The organism is Rheinheimera marina (assembly GCF_042654345.1).
GTDB lineage: Bacteria > Pseudomonadota > Gammaproteobacteria > Enterobacterales > Alteromonadaceae > Pararheinheimera > Pararheinheimera marina.
Genome location: NZ_JBHSGB010000010.1, coordinates 707821 through 726861 on the forward strand (window position 1 = coordinate 707821; position 19041 = coordinate 726861).

A 19041-nucleotide genomic window follows, 5' to 3' on the forward strand; every position below is an offset into this window, starting at 1 on the left:
AGCCAAATCAGAGGAGAGCAGAATGAGTGCCTTAAAGCGTAAGCTGCCTGAACCTCAGCCATATTTCAGCCCACGTCACTGGACTGTCTATTTGACTGAGCAGGAGCGCCAAGCCTTGCAACAGGTCTGGAATGACGACGAGCCAGACGACAAGGAACAGCAAAAAGCTGTTGAGCGATAAAAAAAAACCGGGCTTGCCCGGTTTTTTTATGTTTTGTGTTTTGGGGTCAGGTCTTGAATTTTGCGTTTCAATGCAAAATTCAAGACCTGACCCCATTGAGCTAAAGATCAGAACTTATAACCCACGTTCAGCACAGCGACTGTTTTGGAGTCGCCGTCGCGACGGCCATCGTCATAATCCGCAACCCCCAGGCCTCCGCCCAGCGTCCAGCCACGGCCACTAAAACCATTAAAGTTGTAGTCATAGGTGGCTAAAATCATGTCTTTGCTGTCGAATACGTCGGATGAAAAGGCGTACTGGGCGCCAAAGACGTGTTGGCTGCCAGCCGATTGGGCAATGTGGAAGCCCACAGCTCCGCCACCCACGCCGACCCCTGCGTAGGCTGCCATATTGCCTTCGCGGTACATAAACTTGGCGCCTAAATCACCGTACTGTGAACCGAAGCCTGCGGCTGGAACAAATTCACCAGCCATGGTTTGAGTTGCGGCAACCAATGTCAGTGCGCTCAGATACTTTTTCATGTTGTGCTCCTTCTAAAAAAGTCGAAGCACAGTGTAGGGAGCCTCAGCTGAACAGAGCCTTACTCACTGCCTGTTTGCTGCATCCAGCGCCAGACAAAATCGGCCTGTTCATGCAGCTGCAGATACTGCAACACGGCTTGATGCTGTTGTGAATTTTTATTCTGCGACAATTTAAATCGGGCGCTGACGCTTTCTACCTCGATTTGCACCCCCTGAATACCGGCCAGTAATTTCTGCTGATAGTCGGCGGATTGCTCCAACTGCGGGTCGGAATGGCTTTCCTGACGTCGTGCCAGACTCAGCGTCTGCTCGGGGGATAACAAGCGGGCCAGGCCTTTAAATTCAACCAATAAATAATTCCAGGTCGACACGGCAGGTTTGTCCGGGTAACAGTCGGCGGAGACAAAGGCGTGTGGGCCCTGGATCACCACTGTCACCGGCTGTCCGTCCAGACCTTGAAGTTGTGGGTTAGACCGTGCCAGATGGCAGGCCAGCTGCCAACCTTGCGCTTGTTGCTCAATTAAAAAAGGTAAAGGGCTGTAATGCAGACCCGACTGACAGCTCAATAACAAGCCAAAATAGTGCTGCTGTAAAAACTGCCGAATCACGGCCTCATCCGTGCAGGTAAAATAACGGGGTGGGTAGCTCATGCCTGACTCTGCAATACATGGGGAAAAGTGGCCATTCTGGCATAAGCCGCAGTCTCTGCAACAGCGCTTTGCTGGCGCTTCATCGGAAAAACAGAATTTTCTTATCCGTTTTAATCAGGCACGGAACGCTTGTAATTTAGTTTATTGAGAATTATTCTCAATAAATCGAAGCGGAGGTGACTAATGAATGAGCAAGAGTTAAAACGGCAACCACAGTTGGTGGTGCAAAGTCGCAAATTGTTGGGCCTGGCCGTGGTGCTGATGGGCAGTGGCCTGATGATTCAACAACAGTGGCCATTCTAAGGCGATTGCGAACCCGGTCTTGTTGAGCGCAGGCAGGCTCATTACAATCTGGCGGCATTGAAGAATGACGCGCTGGATGGAGAAGGAGTCTGCGACATGAATAAAAGTTTGGTAACCAATCTAGTGGCCTTGCTGGCCATGGGAATGGGGTTTTCGTTAGGCATCAGCTGGTTGTGGGTGATGGGGCTGTTTGCATTTTCTGGCGCAGTCACCAACTGGCTGGCTATCCATATGCTGTTTGAAAAAGTGCCTTTGTTGTATGGCTCAGGTGTGATCCCAGCGCGTTTTGCTGAATTTAAGCAGGCGCTGTATCAATTGGTGATGGGACAGTTTTTTTCGCTGGAAAATCTGCAGCGGCTGCTCAGCAGTCAGCATCAGGACGACGCGGTTGCATTGAAATTAGGCCCTGTGCTGGAGTCGGTGGACTTGTCACCTGCCTTTGATGCCTTGCTGGAGACAGTACAAAAGTCCTCTTTAGGCAGCATGCTGGCCATGTTTGGTGGTGCACAGATGCTGGAGCCGCTGAAACAACCGTTTATTGACAACTTAAAGCAGTCGTTACTGCAGCTGTCGGACAGCCCGCAAGTGCAACAACAACTGTTAGCCCAACTGCAGCACAATGAACAGCTGGAGCAGTTGCAAGCTAAAATCAGCACTGTAGTGCAAGGGCGTCTGGATGAACTGACGCCACAATTAGTCAAAGAGCTGGTGCAGCAATTAATTCGCGAGCATCTGGGCTGGCTGGTGGTTTGGGGCGGCGTCTTTGGCGCCTTGATTGGCCTCGCCAGCCAGCTGTTGCCACAACTGCCCGTTTAAACAGGCAGTTGTATTTCCCCTTTTAAATAAAGTACAGCTTCACCGCCGACCAGCACACGGTCGCCCTGCAAGCGGCACCATAACTCACCGCCTCGTGCTGACGCCTGAAAGGCGGTGAGTTCTGTTTTCCCAAGTCGCTCGGCCCAATACGGCGCCAATGCAGCATGAATGGAACCAGTCACCGGGTCTTCATCGCCGCCATTGGCAGGCCAGAAATAGCGCGAGACAAAATCATGCTGCAAGCCTGGCGCGGTGACGACCACATCATAAGGTGCCAGTTGTTTTAACTGGGCAGAGTCTGTGGTCAGCTCACGCACTTGCTGTTCGTTGGCATACACCAGCATCCAGGCTTGTGGACTTTGCCAGACTTCCAGTGGCGCTGCAGAAACACCGGCCAGCAGAGTGGCCGGTGCGTTGGCAATTTTCGCCGGGCGCAGCGGAAAATCCATTTCTATCCGGCCGGTTTCATTTTGTCGTACCGATAAATCACCAACCGCTTGGGTACTGAAGCGGATCACCGGGCCTGCGCCCTGGCTGAGCAACACGAAAGCCGCCGCCAGGGTGGCATGGCCACAAAAATCAATTTCAGTCAGCGGTGAAAACCAGCGAATTTGGTAATGGTTTGGTGTTAGAGGCCACACAAAGGCTGTTTCAGACAAGTTGTTTTCACTGGCAATCTGTTGCATCAGAGCTGCTGCAAGTGGTTCTGTGGTTGGCACCACGGCGGCATAGTTGCCACGAAACAGCTGATTGGTAAAAGCGTCTACCTGGTAAAGCTCTGCACGCATAGATGGGTTCCTGTGATTGAAGAACTTTGCAGCATAACAAGGCTAATCCGCCGCGCACAGCACAAAACACTGGATGAAAGGTTTATACTGCCGGCCCGAACCGGAGGACAGCATGAAAACCCTGACAACTTTATTCTTTGGCCTGATGGTCTTTGCTGCCCAGGCGGCACCTGATATGGAAGACTGTATGAAACAGATGGGCCTGAGCTTTAAGCAGGCGCGGGAAGCCCAAACACTGGACGCTATGCAACACGCGATGCAGGATTTTAGTGCGTCACTGCAGCAGGCGCAGCAACTGGGTTTTAAAGGCAGCAAAGCACAGCTGATGCAACAAGGACTGACCGAGCTGGACCAAGCCGCACAGCACACCCAGCAGTTAGTTAAGCAAAAAGATTTAGCCGGCGCCAAAAGCAGCCTGACTGAGATAGATAGGCTCAGAAAAAAATACCATAAGGAACGTCAGCCAAGTTTCTGGCAATTACTTTTTGGCTCTGATGAAGCCTGATCAGGGCGCCTGCTTGTAAATAATGAAATCCAGCCTCATATCAAGCATGAGTCTTCACCACTAAGGATGCTTGTTATGAGTCTGAATTTTTATCAGGCCTCGGTGCCTGTTTTTGTTAAGTTTCTGAATAACCTGGAATCACTGCTGAAAACGGCGGAATCCTACGGCCAAAGCAAAAAACTTGACCCGTCCGTGTTGCTGCAAAGTCGTTTGTTCCCGGATATGTTCCCTTTGCTGCGTCAGGTTCAAATTGCGGCAGATTTTGCTAAGAGTGTTTCTGCCCGTTTGGCGGGTGTTGAGGTGCCTTCCTATGAAGATACTGAGCAAAGTTATGCAGATCTTTATCAGCGCCTGGATAAAACCCGTCAGTTTTTGCTGAGTATTCCTGAAGCAGCCTTTGCTGAAGCGGCCAGCCGTGAGGTGGTATTAAGGCCTGGCACTGAAAAAGAAAAACGTTTTGCCAGCACAGCAGATTATCTGCTGCACTACGGGGTGCCGCAGTTTTATTTCCATGTCACCACCGCCTACGCCATTTTGCGCTCCAATGGGGTGGAGGTAGGTAAAAAAGACTTTATGGGCTAAGCCGATTTAGGGCTTGTTGACGTTTCGAGATTAAATTTTGTTCGCTCTGGCGGTGTTCTGAACGCGAAACGAGGAGCGAAGTTTAGTGATTCTAAATGAACGACGAGTGACAAAGTGCAGGGCGCCGCCAGACCGAACCCGAAGGGCAGCGCCTGGCCGGCCTTTCTGCTGCGTTAGTGCTCATTTATGTAGAATAACTACACTACACTGCACTCGCACTGCCTGGCATAAAAACCGGCCAGACTGCTGCAAAAATAACCCTGAAACGTCAACAAGCCCTACTTAAATACCAAGACGCCGTTTTGGACTTCAGTGTCCATCTCCTGAAAGTGTTTCAGCTGTAGCTGCCACTTTTCGGCGATAAATTGCTGGGCTCCGCTACGGCGTATTTTATCTGCTGCCATTTTCCAGCGCTCTGCCAGCTCGGGCGACGTGCCTGTTTTCGACATCAGTAAATAAACATTGGACTGACGCAGCAGAAAAACCGGCCTTACCGTGTCCAGGCTGACACTTTCTTCCTGTAATAAATGACGAATGCCCTGGCTTTCGTAGGCGATTAGATCCAGCCGACCGGCCAGAAGGCGGTTCAGGTTCTGCTGATGATTGACCGATTTGCTGAGATTTTTAAAGCCAAGATTGGTAAACCACTCCTCACGAATATCGCCGCGCACCACTCCTATAGAGGTAACCTCTTTAAGCTGTTCGAGAGTTTCAATCTGTATTGGGTTGCTGTTCAGCGCGTACACTGCCCATGATTTTTGCACTAAAGGTATTATCCAATAAAACTCGTTTTCACGCTCTGCGGTACGTGAAAAACTGAACAACACTACATTGGGTTCGGTGCGGGCTATATAGATGGCGCGGGCTTCCGGCATCACTTCAATCAGTGTTTTATCGCCGAGTTCTTTTTGGATGGCCTGGACCACTTCCACAGCAAAGCCAACGGCCTTGCCGTGACTGTCCAGGTAACTGACTGGGGGTTCAATCACAGTGATCAGGCGCAGTGGCTGCGCCTGCAACATAAAGCTAAAACCACACAACAGCAGGATCAGACGCAGCATACTGGTCTCCGTTCCCCTTCACTTACCAAGGTTATAGCTGCGCGCAATGGAGCTGACAAGGCGGCTTTAACCGGATTGTGTTTTGACCAGCGAGAATTTCTGCCACAGGCTGGCTGGCGCCAGAATAATCAGATTACCGGCGACCACAACGGCAATACCCAGCAGCGCCTGCGGACTCCAATGGTAAGACTCAAACAAGGTGGAGATCAGCAGCGCCACCAGCGGAAACAGCACCATGGTGTAAGCAGCTTTGGCAGCGCCAATCCGGCCTAGCAAGGTCAGGTAAGCCCCAAACGCCAGCACGGAGCCGAACAGTGCCAGGTAGAACAACGACACACTAAAACTAAGTTTGCTGCTGTAATCCGGCAGACCACTGCTGCAGAGCGCCAGCACGGCCATCAATGCAGCACCATACGCCATGCCATAGGCATTGGTCTGGATCACGGGCAGTTGATGCTGCTGATTTTTTGATGAAAACAAATTGCCTAACGACGCGATATAAGTGCCGAGCACGCTCAGGCCAAGACCGGTCAGTGCTTTACTGTCGTGCCCAAGTTTTTGCAGTTCAGGCCAGAATACCAAGGCAATACCAACCAAACCGAGCAATGCGCCCAACAAGCTGCGGCGCTCAACAGACCGGCCAAAAAACAGGGCGCCATTGAAGATATTCATCAGCACTATGCTGGAAAATACCACCGCAATCAGACCGCTGGTTAGCATGCCGGTGGCGTAATAGATCACCAGATAATTCAGGCAAAACAGAAACAGGCCCTGCAGCGCCATCCAGCCATGTTGCTGGCGGCTAAAGCGCATCGGCAATTTTCGCCAGCTGGACCAGAGAAACAACAACACAGATGCCAGCGCAAAGCGGTAACAAATTGACCAGAGTTCGGAGACTTCACCCAGCTGGAACTTAATGGCGTAAAAAGTGGAGCCCCAGATCAGCACTGTGGCCAGGTAAAGCGTTGCGGAATGAGTCAGCATGGATACACTCAGGTGCTGGTGGATACCGCCAGCTGAAGTTTGTGTTGATAATCCCGTTGTACGATTTTAAGTGCACCGAGCACCAACTCCGCAGGGAGCTGGTGTTGCTCCAGCAACTGGATCAAATCGACCGCTAGCTGAACCTCTGGTGCGGCCTCGGACAGCGGGGGAGTGCTATTCTTTGTCACGTTGGCCATCGAGAAAGGTCTTGGCGCGGGTCACCGCTTCCCGGACTTTCATCACCATTTCAAAACGCTCTGTTTGTGGCAGGTAAAACGCCATATCCACTTCATAACGGATGTATTTGGCTGGCAGCTGGTTCAGCACAATGCAGCACAAATCGGCAATAAACTCGGCGTCATACTGCTCATCTATTTGCAGTTCAACCAAGTGATCCAGCAAGAGTTTTTCGTAATAGTTGTGGATATCGTCATCTAATTTCATTGGAGCTCCTTGTCTGCCGGTTCGCAGCTTGGCTTAGCATAATCAGTTCAGTGAAAAAAGGCTACCGCTGTACGGGTGGATAGCCAGCACCGCTTCGTCTGGCTACAATAGCTTGTCTATACAATTGGCTAGTGCCAAGAGAATCGAATTATGCAAAAAAATACCACTCCTTGTTATTACGGTGACTACCTGCAGCTAGACAAAATTCTGACCGCTCAGGCCCCTGAAAGTGAAAAGTATGGCCAGGAAGCTCATGATGAAACCCTGTTTATTGTGGTGCATCAGGTGTACGAGCTTTGGTTTAAGCAAATTCTGCATGAATTAAAAGCGGTGCTGGCCGTATTTGCTGAACCTGCGGTAAAAGACCAGCAACTGACCGGCGTGGTGCACAAGTTAAAGCGGGTGATCAGCATTCAGCAGTTGCTGAACCAGCAGATCAGCGTGATGGAAACCATGACACCGCAGGATTTTATGTCCTTCCGTGATTACCTGGTGCCTGCTTCTGGGTTTCAGAGTGTGCAGTTTAAGATGCTGGAAATCGGCCTGGGGCTAAAAAGTGAATACCGCATCGACTTTGACAAAAATTCTTTTTACAGCCGCCTGAATGACAAAGACCGTCAGTTCCTGCAAGCGCTGGAGACCGAACCCAGCTTATTTGAGCTGGTACAAAACTGGCTGGAGCGGATGCCATTTTTACAATTTGGTGACTTCAGTTTCTGGCAAATGTACCAGGACGCCACGTCGCAAATGCTGGACGAAGACGAGAGTACTGTACGTGCTATTGAGCAGATTGCTGAGCATGAACGCGAGTTGCAGCTAAAAGAAATTGACAATACCCGGGCTAAATTCGCCGCTTTGCTGGACGATGAGAAATACCAGCAACTGCAGCAACAAGGCAGTTTCCGTTTGAGTCAGCGCGCGATGTTGTCGGCACTTTTCATCACCCTATATCAGGAAGAACCTGTGTTTAACCTGCCATTCCAGGTATTGACTTGCCTGACCGAAATTGATGAAAACCTGACGATTTGGCGTTACAAACACGCGATGATGGTGCAGCGTATGTTGGGAACTAAAATCGGCACTGGCGGCTCTTCAGGCCATGATTACCTGAAACGTACCACGGAGAAAAACCGTATTTTTACCGACTTGTTCCATATGGCCACTTTCCTGCTGCCAAAAGCAGGTTTACCTGAGCTGCCAGAGCAGGTACGCAAACAGCTGGGTTTTTACCTGTCTGGTCACTAACTGGTAACGCTGGCGAGCCACTGCCAGTCCGGATGGGCGGGCAGTGGAGCATCGCAAAGCGCAAAAGCAGCATAAAACAGCTGCAGGTGAATTTGGGTCAGGCGGTTCAGGTCTCGCTGATAACCGCCGCCAATCACGGCGGCGACAGGAATACCTGCCTGACGGCAGCGGCTTAACACCAGAGCGTCGCGTTTGGCGATACCAGTTGTTGTCACGGCCAGCAGGCCTAAATCATCATCCTGATGAATATCGATACCGGCGTCATAGATCACCAGCTCTGGCTGATACAGCCTGAGCAGGTAATCCAGGCTTTGTTCTGCAGCCGTCAGGTACTCTTTGTCACTCACTTGACTGTCCAGCGCCAAATCCCAGTCCGAACGCTGCTTGTAGTAAGGGAAATTCTTTTCACCATGCAATGAGCAGGTGACCACCGCCGGATTGTCAGCAAATATGGCCGCGGTGCCGTCCCCCTGATGCACATCGCAATCAAAAATCAGCACCTTGTGCACCCCTTGATTCAGCGCGTACTGTGCGGCGACCGCAAGGTCATTCAGCAAGCAAAAGCCGCTGCCGTAATCCGCAAAGGCGTGGTGATAACCACCGCTTAAATGCAGCGCTATGCCGTGTTGCAGGGCAAGTGCGGTGCTTTGCACCGTGCCACCGACCGACAATAAAGAACGGCGGATCAGTTGCTCGGACCAGGGAAAGCCAATACGGCGCATCGCTTTTGCGTCCAGCTGACCACTGCAGAGTGCATCGAGGTAACTGGCCTGATGCACCTGGCCGACCAGGGATAAATCTGCGGTTTCCGATAAGTTAAAGGCGTCAGGCGGCACGCCCAGCTGCTGCAATGCCAGGTAGAGTGCGCGGTATTTACCTATGGGGTAACGGTGGCGGTCCGGTAATTCCAGCTCTGAATAAATAGGGTGATAAATCAGCTTTGGTGCTGTTCGGCCCATTGAATTTGTGCCTCCAGTTCAGAGATGGCTTTGCGACAGCGACCCAGCCTGGCCTGCAACGCCAGCACGCGTTCAGGGCTGCTTTTCTGCTGTGATAATGCCTGTTGCTCTAATTGCAGCATATCCAATAAACGCTGCTCGTACCCTTTGGTGGTGCTGAGCTGACTGTAAAGCTGCTGAGTGCTTTGGCGTAGCTGGCCGACCAACTGCTCGGCTTTTTGGCGCTGAGTTTTTACTCTGGGTTTGCCTTTTAACGCCCGAAGCTCTTTGGTCTCAAAGGCCCGGCGCAGTGCATCCACTTGCTGCGCTAACTTAGCCGCAAGTAATGCGGCGGAGGGACTTTGGCTTTGCATGGCTTGTTTCAGCCGCTTCAGGCATTGCTCGGCTTCCTGCACATAATCAATCAGATAAGGCGAACGGCTTTGAAACAGATCGGTGTCAAACCAGGGCTTTTTCGACCACTGAGCCTGCTGCTGATCCAATTGTTCTGCCTGGCTGGCCAGATGGTGCAATTGCTCTGTCAGGATACTCAGCTGGTTCTGCATCTAGTTGCCCCAGGCTTGCCACAGCAAACGGGCAGTAATGGCCAGCACCATAGTTAAAAACAAAGGCCGGATAAACTTGCTGCCAAAACGGATGGCGGAGCGGGCTCCAAAGTAAGAACCCAACATCAGGCTGGCGCCCATGGTCAGACCCAAGGCGTAATGAATGTGACCGAGGTAAGCGAAGGTTACCAGCGCAAACACATTACTGACACAGTTCATGGTCCGTGCCACACCGCTGGTTAGCAGCAGGTTGATTTTGTACAGCGCCATGGTCGACACCATCCAGAATGAGCCTGTGCCCGGTCCGGCTAAACCATCATAAAACCCCAGGCTCAGGCCTTGCAGGCGCTGACGCCAGAAATGGCCCGGGGTTTGTTCTGGCAGGTTCAGTTTGTCATCCGGCTGCATTTTCATCAGCAGGCTGTATAAAGCGGCGATGACAATAAAAAACGGGATGATCTTCTCCAGCCATTCTTTGGGGATCAGGTCGACCACCAAAGTGCCGGCGACCGCGCCTATCGCGGTAAAAATCAGTGCAGTGCGCCAGTAAGCCGGATCGAACAACCGTCTTCTGTAGTAAGTAATGGAAGCGGTCACTGACCCAAAAGTGGCGGCCAGCTTGTTGGTGCCCAGCACCAGATGCGGTGGCAGGCCTGCGGTCAGTAGCGCAGGCACTGTTAACAAGCCGCCGCCACCCGCCACGGCGTCAATAAAACCCGCCACCAGGGCAACCGCACACAAAGCCGCCACCATCCATACATCCAGCGCTATTTCCATTAATTGTCTTCTATGATCCGCGAAAAAGGGGGTAAGGCATTGAGCATTGCTTTGCCATACGATTTGGTCAGTAAACGCCGGTCCAGTATCACCACCCGACCGGAGTCTTGCTCTTTGCGCAGCAGTCTACCACAGGCTTGCACCAGTTTTCGTGCCGTGGCTGGCACAGTTTGCTGCAAAAACGCATTGCCACCCCGTTTGGTAATGGCCTCAGCCATAGCTTCTTCAAACGGCGAAGAGGGCACGGCAAAAGGCAGTTTGGTGATAATAAGGTTGGTCAGCAGTTTGCCTGGTAAATCCAGCCCTTCAGAAAAACTTTGGGTGCCAAACAGGATACTGCCGCTGCCGCCGTTGATTTTTTGCTGGTGCAAATCCAGCAGGCTCTGGCGTGACGCTTCGCCTTGTACCAGTAGCGACCAGCCTTTGGCCCGCAACCCCTCAGCCACCTGCTGCATTTGCCAGTACGAAGCGAAAAGCACCAGGTGGCCCTGGGTTTTGTCCAGATAGCTCGGCAAACAGCTGACCAGCTCGTCGGTAAAGGCTTCGTCAGCCGGGTCTGTTTTCATCGAAGGGATCAGCAAGCTGGCATTGTGCTGATAGGCAAAGGGGGAGGCCACTCTAAGCATTCGAAGCCCTTCATGGTCTTTGAGCCCCAGTTCAAAGCGGATATGGTCAAAGCTATTGAGCGTGGTCAGGGTGGCGGAACACAAGATGCTGGCAAAGGCCTGGCTGAATAACAAATCGTCCAGCATAAAACTGACCGACAAAGGGCAAGCATGGGCGCTCAGGTGGTCCTGGTATTCCAGCCAACGAGCCTGGCTGACATGTTTGGACTGCGGCACAGAAAATAACTGCCACAGTTCCGACTGGTTCTGCACTCTGTGTTGTTGCTGACTGAGTTCATACAGCAGAGGTTGGGTCAGTTTATGGGCGACTTTGTGTTCGGTTTCAGCTTCTGTCAGTAGTTGTTGTAACTTTTCTACGACACTGAGTAGCTTGCCGCTGCACTCGGCCAAGGGGTTGGTCAGCTTTTGCAGCCAGTCTGGCAACAGCGCATCGGCAAAGCGGTAACTGGCTTTGTCACCGAACCAGCCTTGCTGACTAATCAAGCGGCTGAGTTGCCGCAGCTCTTTGTCGAGCTCGGCCCAAAGCTCATCAAACTGGAAACATAAGGTACTGGCGCCACTTTGGGGTAACACCCCATGCAATTGCTGGCTGAGCTTCTTCATTTTATCCAGCCAGCGCTCAGGTAAATCCAATTGCGCCTGAGCCGAGAAGAAGTCACGACCAATATCCGGCAGATGGTGTGCTTCGTCTATCACATAGATACAGTCTTCCGGCGCAGGTAGAATTTGCGCGCCGCTGTCTAAATCGGCCAGCAATAAGGCATGGTTGACCACCAGCACTGTGGCTTGTTCAACCTGCTGCCGGCTTTGATGAAAAGGGCAGTGCTGATGGCTGCGCGGGCATTGTTGTGGGTCTGCACTGATAACATGCCAAAAGCTGTCGGTTACCGCATCATCCAGGCTGTCGCGGTCGCCAGCCCATTGACCCTGTTGCCAAAGCTCCAGCCATTTTGGTAGTAGTGTCAGATCGCTTGCTACTGTCGCACTGCCGAACAGATCAGGTTGCTGAATTTGCCGCTTTATTTTTTCCACACAAGCGTACCGCTGCCGTCCTTTCACCAGACAAAACTCAAACTTCAGCCCGCTATGCTGGCGAAAAAACGGTAAGTCTTTGCTGACCAGTTGTTCTTGCAGTGCCACTGTGGCTGTGGCTATCACCAGTTTCTTTTTATAAAACTGCGCAGCTGGAATGGCCGCCATCAGATAAGCCAAGGATTTACCTGTGCCTGTGCCTGCTTCAATCAGCGCGACTCTGTCGTAACTGTGGTAACTGCCTGCAATCACATTGGCCGTTTCGGCAATCATCTGGTTTTGACCTGGCCGAGGCTGATAGTCGGGCAATTGCTGTTTCAGTGCCTGATGAATGGAGCGAATACGTTGTTTCAGAGTGTCGCTGAGCATGGGCTGAGGTCGGCTTACAACAAAGGGCCATGATAAAGCAGTAGGGCAACTGCAACAATCTCGAATTACGGCTGAATTAAAATCATCGATTAAGCATGAAAAAAAAAGCATTTTATTGGCAAAGTGGAGTATCAGACGGGAAGTCGATGCGACGAATGACTGTTAAAATATGGTGAACTGTCTGATATTTTCGGTAATTTGCTATAGCCTGGCAGTGCGGTCTCATTCCAGTTATCGTGGGCGTTTCCGCCAAATCTGAGCAAATCCATTCACCGAACTTTACATTAGACAACTCTTAACCTCATAAGTTCCTGCAAATTTGTTGACCACGCGAAAAATTTACGTTTATTATCCGGCTGCCGAACCGGCTAGATCTCCGGAAAGTTGTATCGGAATTCCAGTCATCCCCAGGGGTGATTGTCGTAAAAATAGAATCACTTCACAGTGGTCCAGGGAGAAAAACATGTTTACAAATAATAAGTTGTCAAAAGCGGTGCGCTTAGCCGTTGCTTTTGGCGCTGTATCAACCGTAGCGTTCACCGGTGCAGCCTTCGCTCAGGATGCTGCCCAAAAAGAAGAATCTGCAGAAAAAGTAGAGCGTATCGACGTAACGGGTTCTCGTATTCGTCAAACGGACATCGAAACTGCACAGCCAGTATTCACACTGGATCGTATGGACATTGCTAACCAAGGCTTCACTTCTGTAACAGATATTCTGCAGAACATGTCAAGCACTGGTGCACCTCCAATCAGCCGTTCAGCAGTTCTGAGCTCAGGTGAAAACGTGGGTGGTAACTACGCTAACTTACGTAACCTGGGTGCTAACCGTACTCTGGTTCTGGTTAACGGCAAGCGTTTAGGTATCACCACCAGCGGTCTGCAAGACTTGTCAGCCATCCCAATGTCAATGGTTGAGCGCGTAGACGTACTGAAAGATGGTGCATCAACCATTTACGGTTCTGACGCAATGGCCGGTGTGGTGAACATCATTACCCGTAAAGACTTCGAAGGTCTGGAATTAATTGCGTACACTGGTGAATACGACCAGGGCGACGGCGCTAAGACCAACATCAGTCTGGTGGGCGGCGTAGCCGGCGAAAAAGGTTCGATCACTTGGGGTGCTGAGTGGCGTGACGAAGAAGAAGTATGGGCGAAAGACCGTGAGTTTTCTAAACTGGGTCGCCCAGACCGTGATGACTACGCTTCAAACTACACCTTAGTAGGTCAATACGGCCGTTTCAGCTACAACGGTCAGTGGTGGGTAGCCGACCGTCCGGGCGCAGCTTCTGATTTCGCCAACGATTTCCATGTTCAGCAAGCAGCAAGCGCTTCTGGTCAAGGTGATACCACTAACACCAACGACACTATGCATGTTCTGAGCCCACTGAGTGCACGTTCTCTGTACCTGAGCTCGAACTACAGCCTGGCTGAAAATATTAAGTTCACTTCCGACATCGGTTTTACTAACCGTAGCTCTACGCGTCAGATCGCTGGTTACCCACTGCAATCAGCCAGTACTTTCGGTGCAGTGAGCGGCTGGTACCTGGATGCTAACAGCTATTTCAACCCAGTTGATACTAACGTACGTTTCACGCGTCGTGGTTGGGAAGTACCTCGTACGACAGAGAGCAAGCAAGACACTTTACGTGCTACTGCAGCCCTGGAAGGTTCATTTGATATCGGTGAACGTTACTTTGACTGGGACGTAGGTGGCGTATACAGCCAAAGCACTACGTTACAAATTGGCCGTGGTGACTTCCACGTACCAAACACTGTGCTGGCCACTGGTCCATCGTTCATGAACGCGCAAGGTATTGTCCAGTGTGGTACTGCGGCTAGCCCAATCCCTCTGACCCGCTGTGTTCCTTGGAACCCGCTGGCCGGTTACGGCGCAGGTACTACGGCAAACTCTCTGGAAGATCCAGCCGTTCAAGCCTTCCTGTTCCCAACTTCACACGCTCGTGGTGAAACCACTTCATCAATTTTCTTCGCGAACATTGGTGGTCTGTTATTCACTCTGCCTGCTGGTGACGTGACGTTCGCTGTGGGTACTGAACACCGTAAAGAAGATGGTGCATTCAGCCCAGACGCGCTGGCTCAATCAGGTATGACGACTACTCTGGCCGCAGGTCCTACTAAAGGTACCTATGACCTGGACGAGTACTATGCAGAATTGAACGTGCCAATCATTTCTGAAATGGAATTTGCGCAGGAAGTGAGCCTGAGCCTGGCGTCTCGTTATTCAGACTACAGCTCATTCGGTGACACCACTAACAGCAAAATCGGTCTGAAGTGGAAACCAATCGACTCTCTGTTGGTTCGTGCTACTGCTTCTGAAGGCTTCCGTGCACCGACTATCAGCAACCTGTACGGTGGTGGTTCTCAGAGCTTCGTAACTGGTTTTATCGACCCGTGTGACTCTGTATACGGTGTTGCCAAAGGCACTGCCCGTTGTTTACAAGACGTTCCGGCCGACTACCGTCAGCTGCAACAAGGTTTCATCCCAACAACTGGCCCAGCTGCTCAAACTCCGGTACCGTTCAACAGCGGTTCTAACCCACTGCTGCAACCAGAAACTTCAGAAACTACTACTGTCGGTTTCGTATGGAGCCCAGAGTTTGTTGAAAACCTGAACGTGGTATTCGATTGGTGGAACATCAAGATCGAAGACACCATGGTGACTGACTCAGCGAACGCTATCGTCGATGACTGTTATGTGGGTCTGATCGAGTCTCGTTGTGCCATGTTCTCACGTGACCCAGTCAACCATATCGTAAGCAACCTGACTTACGGTCTGCGTAACGCTGGTATCACTAAGACAGCTGGTTTCGATTTAGGTCTGGCGTACAAATACGAGACTGAATTCGGTACTTTTGGTACTAACTGGAACACGACTTACACTGACAAATACGACAGCAAGTCAACTAACGATCCAGAAGCGCTGCTGACTCCTTCAGTTGGTTACGGCTCTACGTTCCGCGTTCGTTCTAACTTAGGTTTAAGCTGGAACCTGGGCGATTTCGGTGTGAACTGGACAATGCGTTACTACTCTTCCACCAAAGAGCGTTGCTACTACACAGACAAGTGTAGCCTGCCAGACTTCAAAGCTGACTGGACAAACGACGTAGTAACTCCGTACAACCGTTACGGTTCTACAACCTTTAACGATGTACAGTTCAGCTACCATGCTCCATGGGAAGCTCGCATCTCTGTTGGTGCTAACAACGTGTTCGAGAAATACGGTCCAATCATGTACTCACAACCAAGCAGTAACTTCGCTTACTACGGTGGTTTTGATATTGGCCGCTTCTTCTACGTACGTTACGAGCAGAAGTTCTAAGCTGAGCTTAGAAAATATGAACAGCTGATTAATTTTCAGCTGTCATTTCAAAAAAAACCAGCCTTGTTTAGGGCTGGTTTTTTTTGCGCAATCAGCAGCTTCCGTCATACAGCGCAGATCTGAGATCGGTCTACAGGCCAGTTTTTTCGGGAGATGGCAGATTGCTACGGTTTGATGGAGGAAAATGGCTTGCTTAAAAGATGAACGATTTGTTGGTTAACTGGTCAAGCAAGCAGACCAGCTTCAAGGTGTTTAGTTCCGTAAAAGCTGTTGACCCGCCGAAAAAATTGCGTTTATTATCGATGTGTTTGAGGCCAAAGGCCGAAACAATGAGACGGAACTTGTGTTGCTGAACAGGATTAGTCCTTCTAAAAAAATAGAATCACTTGTATAGAGAGTGGTCCAGGGAGAAAAACATGTTTACAAATAATAAACTGTCAAAGGCTGTCAAGCTGGCGATGATTTTCGGCGTGAGTTCAAGTGCGGCTATGTCTTCTGCTGTCATGGCTCAGGATGCAGCTGCTGAAGGCGAGTCAGTTGAGCGTATTTCTGTGACTGGTTCTCGTATTAAGAGAACCGACTTAGAAACTGCCAGCCCGGTTCAGGTCACCAGCAAAGAAGAAATCAAAATTGCCGGTTTTACCCGTGTCGAAGACATGATGAACAGCCTGCCACAAATCGAAGCCTCTAACACTGCATTCCAATCGAACGGCGCTACAGGTACTGCAAGCTTAGACTTACGTGGTATGGGTCCACAGCGTACACTGGTGTTGATCAACGGTCGCCGTATGCAGGCCGGTGGTATCAACTCTTCAGCTGCTGACATCAACCAAATCCCTGCGGCTCTGGTTGAGCGTGTAGAAGTCATGACCGGTGGTGGTTCTTCTACTTACGGTGCTGACGCCGTTGCTGGTGTTGTGAACTTCGTCATGGATAAAAACTTCGAAGGTTTAGAAGTTACTGCGAACGCTTCAGGTTATCAGCACGACAATGACAATAAATACATCCAAAGCAAAATGGATGCCCGTGGTTTTGACTACCCAACTGGTAGCTCAGGTATCGACGGTAAGTCGTATGACTTCTCTGTCACTATGGGTGGTGAGTTAGGTGACAAAGGCCACGTTGTAGGTTACATGACCTACATGAAGCAAAATGAATTACGCCAGGGCGCCCGTGATTATTCATCTTGTGCGCTGAATGCAACAGGTACTGCTTGTGGTGGTTCAGGTACTACGCCAAACCCTAACTTCTACCTGTCTGCTGCAAACGCTGATGGTTCATTCAACTGGGATGACTATGAATACTGGTCACTGAACTCTGACAGCACATTCACGCCGGACACTGAGTTGTATAACTACGCTCCAGTTAACTTCTTTATGCGTCCTAACGAGCGTCATACCATTGGTATGTTTGCTAATTACGAAGTCAACGATAACTTCCGTCCTTACATGGAAGCTATGTTTATGCGTGACCGGACTGTGGCTCAGATCGCAGAGTCAGGCACTTTCTTCAACGATAACTACGTGATCGATTTCGACAGCCCATTACTGTCTGATGCCCAGCGTGCTCAGCTGACTGACCGTTTCGGTCTGCAGTCAGGTGATCAGTTCGCAACTTACATCGGTAAACGTAACGTTGAAGGTGGTGGTCGTCAGGATCAGCTGGAACACAACTCTTTCCGTTTAGTTTTAGGTTCAGAAGGTGAGATTTCTGATACCTGGACTTACGACACCACTATCCAGTACGGTTCAACCTCGTCTTCTTCAGCTTACCTGAATGACTTCTTTGGTCCTCGTATTTTCACTGCGCTGTCTGCAAACGGTGAAGACTGTGCCAGCACTGATGGTTGTATTCCATACGAAGTGTTCACTTACAATGGTGTAACTGCTGAACAAGCCAAGACACTGACTGGTACCGCCATTATGAATGGTGTGACTGAACAGATCATTTTCGGTGGTTTCGTGACTGGTGAAACTGGTGTGAGCTTCCCAGGTTCAGATACACCAATTTCTGCTGTATTAGGTGCTGAATACCGTAAAGAAAACTACTCACGTACTGCGGACGAAGTGTACGAGCAAGGCCTGTTGTTAGGTCAGGGCGGCACGACGAAGAGCATCAACGGTGGTTATTCAGTTCGTGAACTGTACTCAGAATTACGCGTACCATTAGTTCAGGACATTGCGATTGCCGAAAGTATCGCGCTGGACTTAGGTTACCGCTGGTCTGATTACAGCGTGTCTGGCGCAGAGCCGACCTACAAAGTGGCTCTTGACTGGGACGTAAACGACGACTGGAAACTGCGTGGTAGCTACAACCGTGCTGTTCGTGCTGCGAACAACATTGAGCTGTATGCACCGCAAAGCACTGGTTTATGGCAAGGTACTGACCCTTGTGCTACTGCAACTCCTGCACTGACAGCTGCTCAGTGTGCGAACACTGGTGTGACTGCTGCTCAATACGGCAACATCGGTAAGAACAACGCTGACCAGTACAACGCTCTGTTTGGTGGTAACCCATCACTGAGCCCAGAAGTGGCTGATACCATTTCTTTCGGTGTGGTAGCTAACTTGTTTGAAGGTTTCAACTTCTCTGTTGATTACTTCAACATTGAACTGGAAGACGCTATCGGTACTATCGATCCAGAAATCATCGTTGAGCAATGTGCCCTGACAGGCAGTGCCACTTTCTGTGACAACGTACAGCGTACTCCGGGTAGCGGCAGCTTGTGGTTAGGTGATGGCCGTGTAGTCGCAACCAACATCAACCTGGGTAAACTGCACTGGGAAGGTGTTGACTTAAGTGCGAACTACGCCACTGAACTGTTTGGCGGCAACTTTAGCACCAGCCTGATTGGTACTTATATGCTGACCAAAGAGTTTGATAACGTGCCAGGCGTTGCACCAGCATATGACTGTGTGAGCACACTGGATAACGGTTGTTTCGCTCAGCCTGAATGGCGTCATGTCATGGCATTCAACTATGACACTGGCAGCTTCTGGCGTGCTACAGTGAAATGGCGTTTCTACGGTGAAGTTAGCGACTATAGCGGTACTGACACCCTGGTTCAGGACGGTATTGACTCACAAAGCTTCATCGACCTGAAAGGTTCATTCGCAGTGAACGATTACACCACTCTGTTAGTGGGTGTGAACAACGTACTGGACCGTGAGCCTCCAATGGTTGGTGGTTCTCTGGCCACAAACGGTAACGCGATCGCAGGTTTCTATGACACCTTAGGTCGTTACTTACACGCTTCTGTGACCTTCAAGTTCTAATTTGACTTGAGCTGAAAAAGCGGGCATAGGCCCGCTTT

The 19041-nt window shown here is 50.6% G+C and carries 18 protein-coding genes; 7 read left to right on the top strand and 11 right to left on the bottom strand.

Annotation, left to right across the window (positions count from 1 at the left end):
• Window positions 1-22 precede the first annotated feature (22 nt).
• Window positions 23-181 (top strand): hypothetical protein, encoded by a 159-nt coding sequence (locus ACFO3I_RS12840; protein ID WP_377334424.1) that lies wholly within the window; start codon window positions 23-25, stop codon window positions 179-181.
• Window positions 182-288: 107 nt separating this feature from the next.
• Here ACFO3I_RS12840 and ACFO3I_RS12845 read toward each other — a convergent pair whose 3' ends face one another.
• Window positions 289-702, bottom strand: a complete 414-nt coding sequence (locus ACFO3I_RS12845; RefSeq protein ID WP_377334426.1) for a hypothetical protein — start codon at window positions 700-702, stop codon at window positions 289-291.
• 59 nt (window positions 703-761) lie between these two features.
• Entirely contained in the window at window positions 762-1352 is a 591-nt protein-coding gene (locus tag ACFO3I_RS12850) for an FMN-binding negative transcriptional regulator (protein ID WP_377334428.1), read from the bottom strand.
• Window positions 1353-1751: 399 nt separating this feature from the next.
• Between ACFO3I_RS12850 and ACFO3I_RS12855 the strand changes: the two genes are divergently transcribed.
• A complete protein-coding gene (locus ACFO3I_RS12855) occupies window positions 1752-2471 on the top strand; it encodes a DUF445 domain-containing protein (RefSeq protein WP_377334430.1) in 720 nt (239 codons plus the stop codon).
• Here ACFO3I_RS12855 and ACFO3I_RS12860 read toward each other — a convergent pair.
• Window positions 2468-3259, bottom strand: coding sequence for a PhzF family phenazine biosynthesis protein (locus ACFO3I_RS12860; RefSeq protein ID WP_377334432.1), 792 nt, complete (start codon window positions 3257-3259; stop codon window positions 2468-2470). The genes ACFO3I_RS12855 and ACFO3I_RS12860 overlap by 4 nt on opposite strands.
• Before the next feature lie 112 nt (window positions 3260-3371).
• Between ACFO3I_RS12860 and ACFO3I_RS12865 the strand changes: the two genes are divergently transcribed.
• Window positions 3372-3764, top strand: coding sequence for a cytochrome b562 (locus tag ACFO3I_RS12865; protein ID WP_377334434.1), 393 nt, complete (start codon window positions 3372-3374; stop codon window positions 3762-3764).
• A 75-nt stretch (window positions 3765-3839) separates the two neighbouring features.
• Window positions 3840-4346: a DUF1993 domain-containing protein gene (locus ACFO3I_RS12870; protein WP_377334436.1), complete on the top strand. Its 507-nt coding sequence runs from the start codon at window positions 3840-3842 to the stop codon at window positions 4344-4346.
• A gap of 278 nt (window positions 4347-4624) precedes the next feature.
• On the opposite strand, the gene ACFO3I_RS12875 is transcribed toward ACFO3I_RS12870, so the two are convergent.
• From ACFO3I_RS12875 to ACFO3I_RS12890, 4 genes are all read right to left on the bottom strand, one after another.
• Entirely contained in the window at window positions 4625-5407 is a 783-nt protein-coding gene (locus ACFO3I_RS12875) for a substrate-binding periplasmic protein (protein WP_377334438.1), read from the bottom strand.
• A gap of 66 nt (window positions 5408-5473) precedes the next feature.
• Window positions 5474-6391, bottom strand: a complete 918-nt coding sequence (locus tag ACFO3I_RS12880; protein ID WP_377334440.1) for a DMT family transporter — start codon at window positions 6389-6391, stop codon at window positions 5474-5476.
• Window positions 6392-6399: 8 nt separating this feature from the next.
• A complete protein-coding gene (locus ACFO3I_RS12885) occupies window positions 6400-6588 on the bottom strand; it encodes a YbaM family protein (RefSeq protein WP_377334442.1) in 189 nt (62 codons plus the stop codon).
• The gene (locus tag ACFO3I_RS12890) at window positions 6566-6835 is read right to left on the bottom strand and encodes a late competence development ComFB family protein (protein WP_377334444.1); all 270 of its coding nucleotides are present in this window, start codon (window positions 6833-6835) and stop codon (window positions 6566-6568) included. The genes ACFO3I_RS12885 and ACFO3I_RS12890 overlap by 23 nt, the downstream gene beginning before the upstream one ends.
• A 150-nt stretch (window positions 6836-6985) precedes the next feature.
• On the opposite strand from ACFO3I_RS12890, the gene ACFO3I_RS12895 reads away from it, so the two are divergent.
• Window positions 6986-8080, top strand: a complete 1095-nt coding sequence (locus tag ACFO3I_RS12895; protein ID WP_377334446.1) for a tryptophan 2,3-dioxygenase family protein — start codon at window positions 6986-6988, stop codon at window positions 8078-8080.
• Here the strand turns inward: ACFO3I_RS12895 and ACFO3I_RS12900 are convergent.
• Genes ACFO3I_RS12900 through dinG form a run of 4 tightly spaced genes read right to left on the bottom strand, consistent with a single transcriptional unit; the run spans window position 8077 to window position 12388 of the window.
• Window positions 8077-9039: a histone deacetylase family protein gene (locus ACFO3I_RS12900; protein ID WP_377334448.1), complete on the bottom strand. Its 963-nt coding sequence runs from the start codon at window positions 9037-9039 to the stop codon at window positions 8077-8079. The genes ACFO3I_RS12895 and ACFO3I_RS12900 overlap by 4 nt on opposite strands.
• Window positions 9015-9584, bottom strand: a complete 570-nt coding sequence (gene priC, locus ACFO3I_RS12905; RefSeq protein ID WP_377334450.1) for a primosomal replication protein PriC — start codon at window positions 9582-9584, stop codon at window positions 9015-9017. Before priC ends, ACFO3I_RS12900 begins: the two co-directional genes overlap by 25 nt.
• Window positions 9585-10361, bottom strand: a complete 777-nt coding sequence (locus ACFO3I_RS12910) for a sulfite exporter TauE/SafE family protein (RefSeq protein WP_377334452.1) — start codon at window positions 10359-10361, stop codon at window positions 9585-9587.
• Window positions 10361-12388, bottom strand: coding sequence for an ATP-dependent DNA helicase DinG (gene dinG / locus ACFO3I_RS12915; RefSeq protein WP_377334454.1), 2028 nt, complete (start codon window positions 12386-12388; stop codon window positions 10361-10363). Before dinG ends, ACFO3I_RS12910 begins: the two co-directional genes overlap by 1 nt.
• Window positions 12389-12851: 463 nt before the next feature.
• Between dinG and ACFO3I_RS12920 the strand changes: the two genes are divergently transcribed.
• Window positions 12852-15728, top strand: coding sequence for a TonB-dependent receptor domain-containing protein (locus ACFO3I_RS12920; protein WP_377334456.1), 2877 nt, complete (start codon window positions 12852-12854; stop codon window positions 15726-15728).
• Between the two features lie 488 nt (window positions 15729-16216).
• Window positions 16217-19003: a TonB-dependent receptor plug domain-containing protein gene (locus ACFO3I_RS12925; protein ID WP_377334458.1), complete on the top strand. Its 2787-nt coding sequence runs from the start codon at window positions 16217-16219 to the stop codon at window positions 19001-19003.
• The last annotated feature ends 38 nt before the right edge of the window (window positions 19004-19041 follow it).

Coding starts and splice junctions, on each gene's coding strand:
- ACFO3I_RS12840 (WP_377334424.1), top strand. CDS start 23: ATGAGTGCCTTAAAGCGTAAGCTGCCTGAACCTCAGCCATATTTCAGC.
- ACFO3I_RS12845 (WP_377334426.1), bottom strand. CDS start 702: ATGAAAAAGTATCTGAGCGCACTGACATTGGTTGCCGCAACTCAAACC.
- ACFO3I_RS12850 (WP_377334428.1), bottom strand. CDS start 1,352: ATGAGCTACCCACCCCGTTATTTTACCTGCACGGATGAGGCCGTGATT.
- ACFO3I_RS12855 (WP_377334430.1), top strand. CDS start 1,752: ATGAATAAAAGTTTGGTAACCAATCTAGTGGCCTTGCTGGCCATGGGA.
- ACFO3I_RS12860 (WP_377334432.1), bottom strand. CDS start 3,259: ATGCGTGCAGAGCTTTACCAGGTAGACGCTTTTACCAATCAGCTGTTT.
- ACFO3I_RS12865 (WP_377334434.1), top strand. CDS start 3,372: ATGAAAACCCTGACAACTTTATTCTTTGGCCTGATGGTCTTTGCTGCC.
- ACFO3I_RS12870 (WP_377334436.1), top strand. CDS start 3,840: ATGAGTCTGAATTTTTATCAGGCCTCGGTGCCTGTTTTTGTTAAGTTT.
- ACFO3I_RS12875 (WP_377334438.1), bottom strand. CDS start 5,407: ATGCTGCGTCTGATCCTGCTGTTGTGTGGTTTTAGCTTTATGTTGCAG.
- ACFO3I_RS12880 (WP_377334440.1), bottom strand. CDS start 6,391: ATGCTGACTCATTCCGCAACGCTTTACCTGGCCACAGTGCTGATCTGG.
- ACFO3I_RS12885 (WP_377334442.1), bottom strand. CDS start 6,588: ATGGCCAACGTGACAAAGAATAGCACTCCCCCGCTGTCCGAGGCCGCA.
- ACFO3I_RS12890 (WP_377334444.1), bottom strand. CDS start 6,835: ATGAAATTAGATGACGATATCCACAACTATTACGAAAAACTCTTGCTG.
- ACFO3I_RS12895 (WP_377334446.1), top strand. CDS start 6,986: ATGCAAAAAAATACCACTCCTTGTTATTACGGTGACTACCTGCAGCTA.
- ACFO3I_RS12900 (WP_377334448.1), bottom strand. CDS start 9,039: ATGGGCCGAACAGCACCAAAGCTGATTTATCACCCTATTTATTCAGAG.
- priC (WP_377334450.1), bottom strand. CDS start 9,584: ATGCAGAACCAGCTGAGTATCCTGACAGAGCAATTGCACCATCTGGCC.
- ACFO3I_RS12910 (WP_377334452.1), bottom strand. CDS start 10,361: ATGGAAATAGCGCTGGATGTATGGATGGTGGCGGCTTTGTGTGCGGTT.
- dinG (WP_377334454.1), bottom strand. CDS start 12,388: ATGCTCAGCGACACTCTGAAACAACGTATTCGCTCCATTCATCAGGCA.
- ACFO3I_RS12920 (WP_377334456.1), top strand. CDS start 12,852: ATGTTTACAAATAATAAGTTGTCAAAAGCGGTGCGCTTAGCCGTTGCT.
- ACFO3I_RS12925 (WP_377334458.1), top strand. CDS start 16,217: ATGTCTTCTGCTGTCATGGCTCAGGATGCAGCTGCTGAAGGCGAGTCA.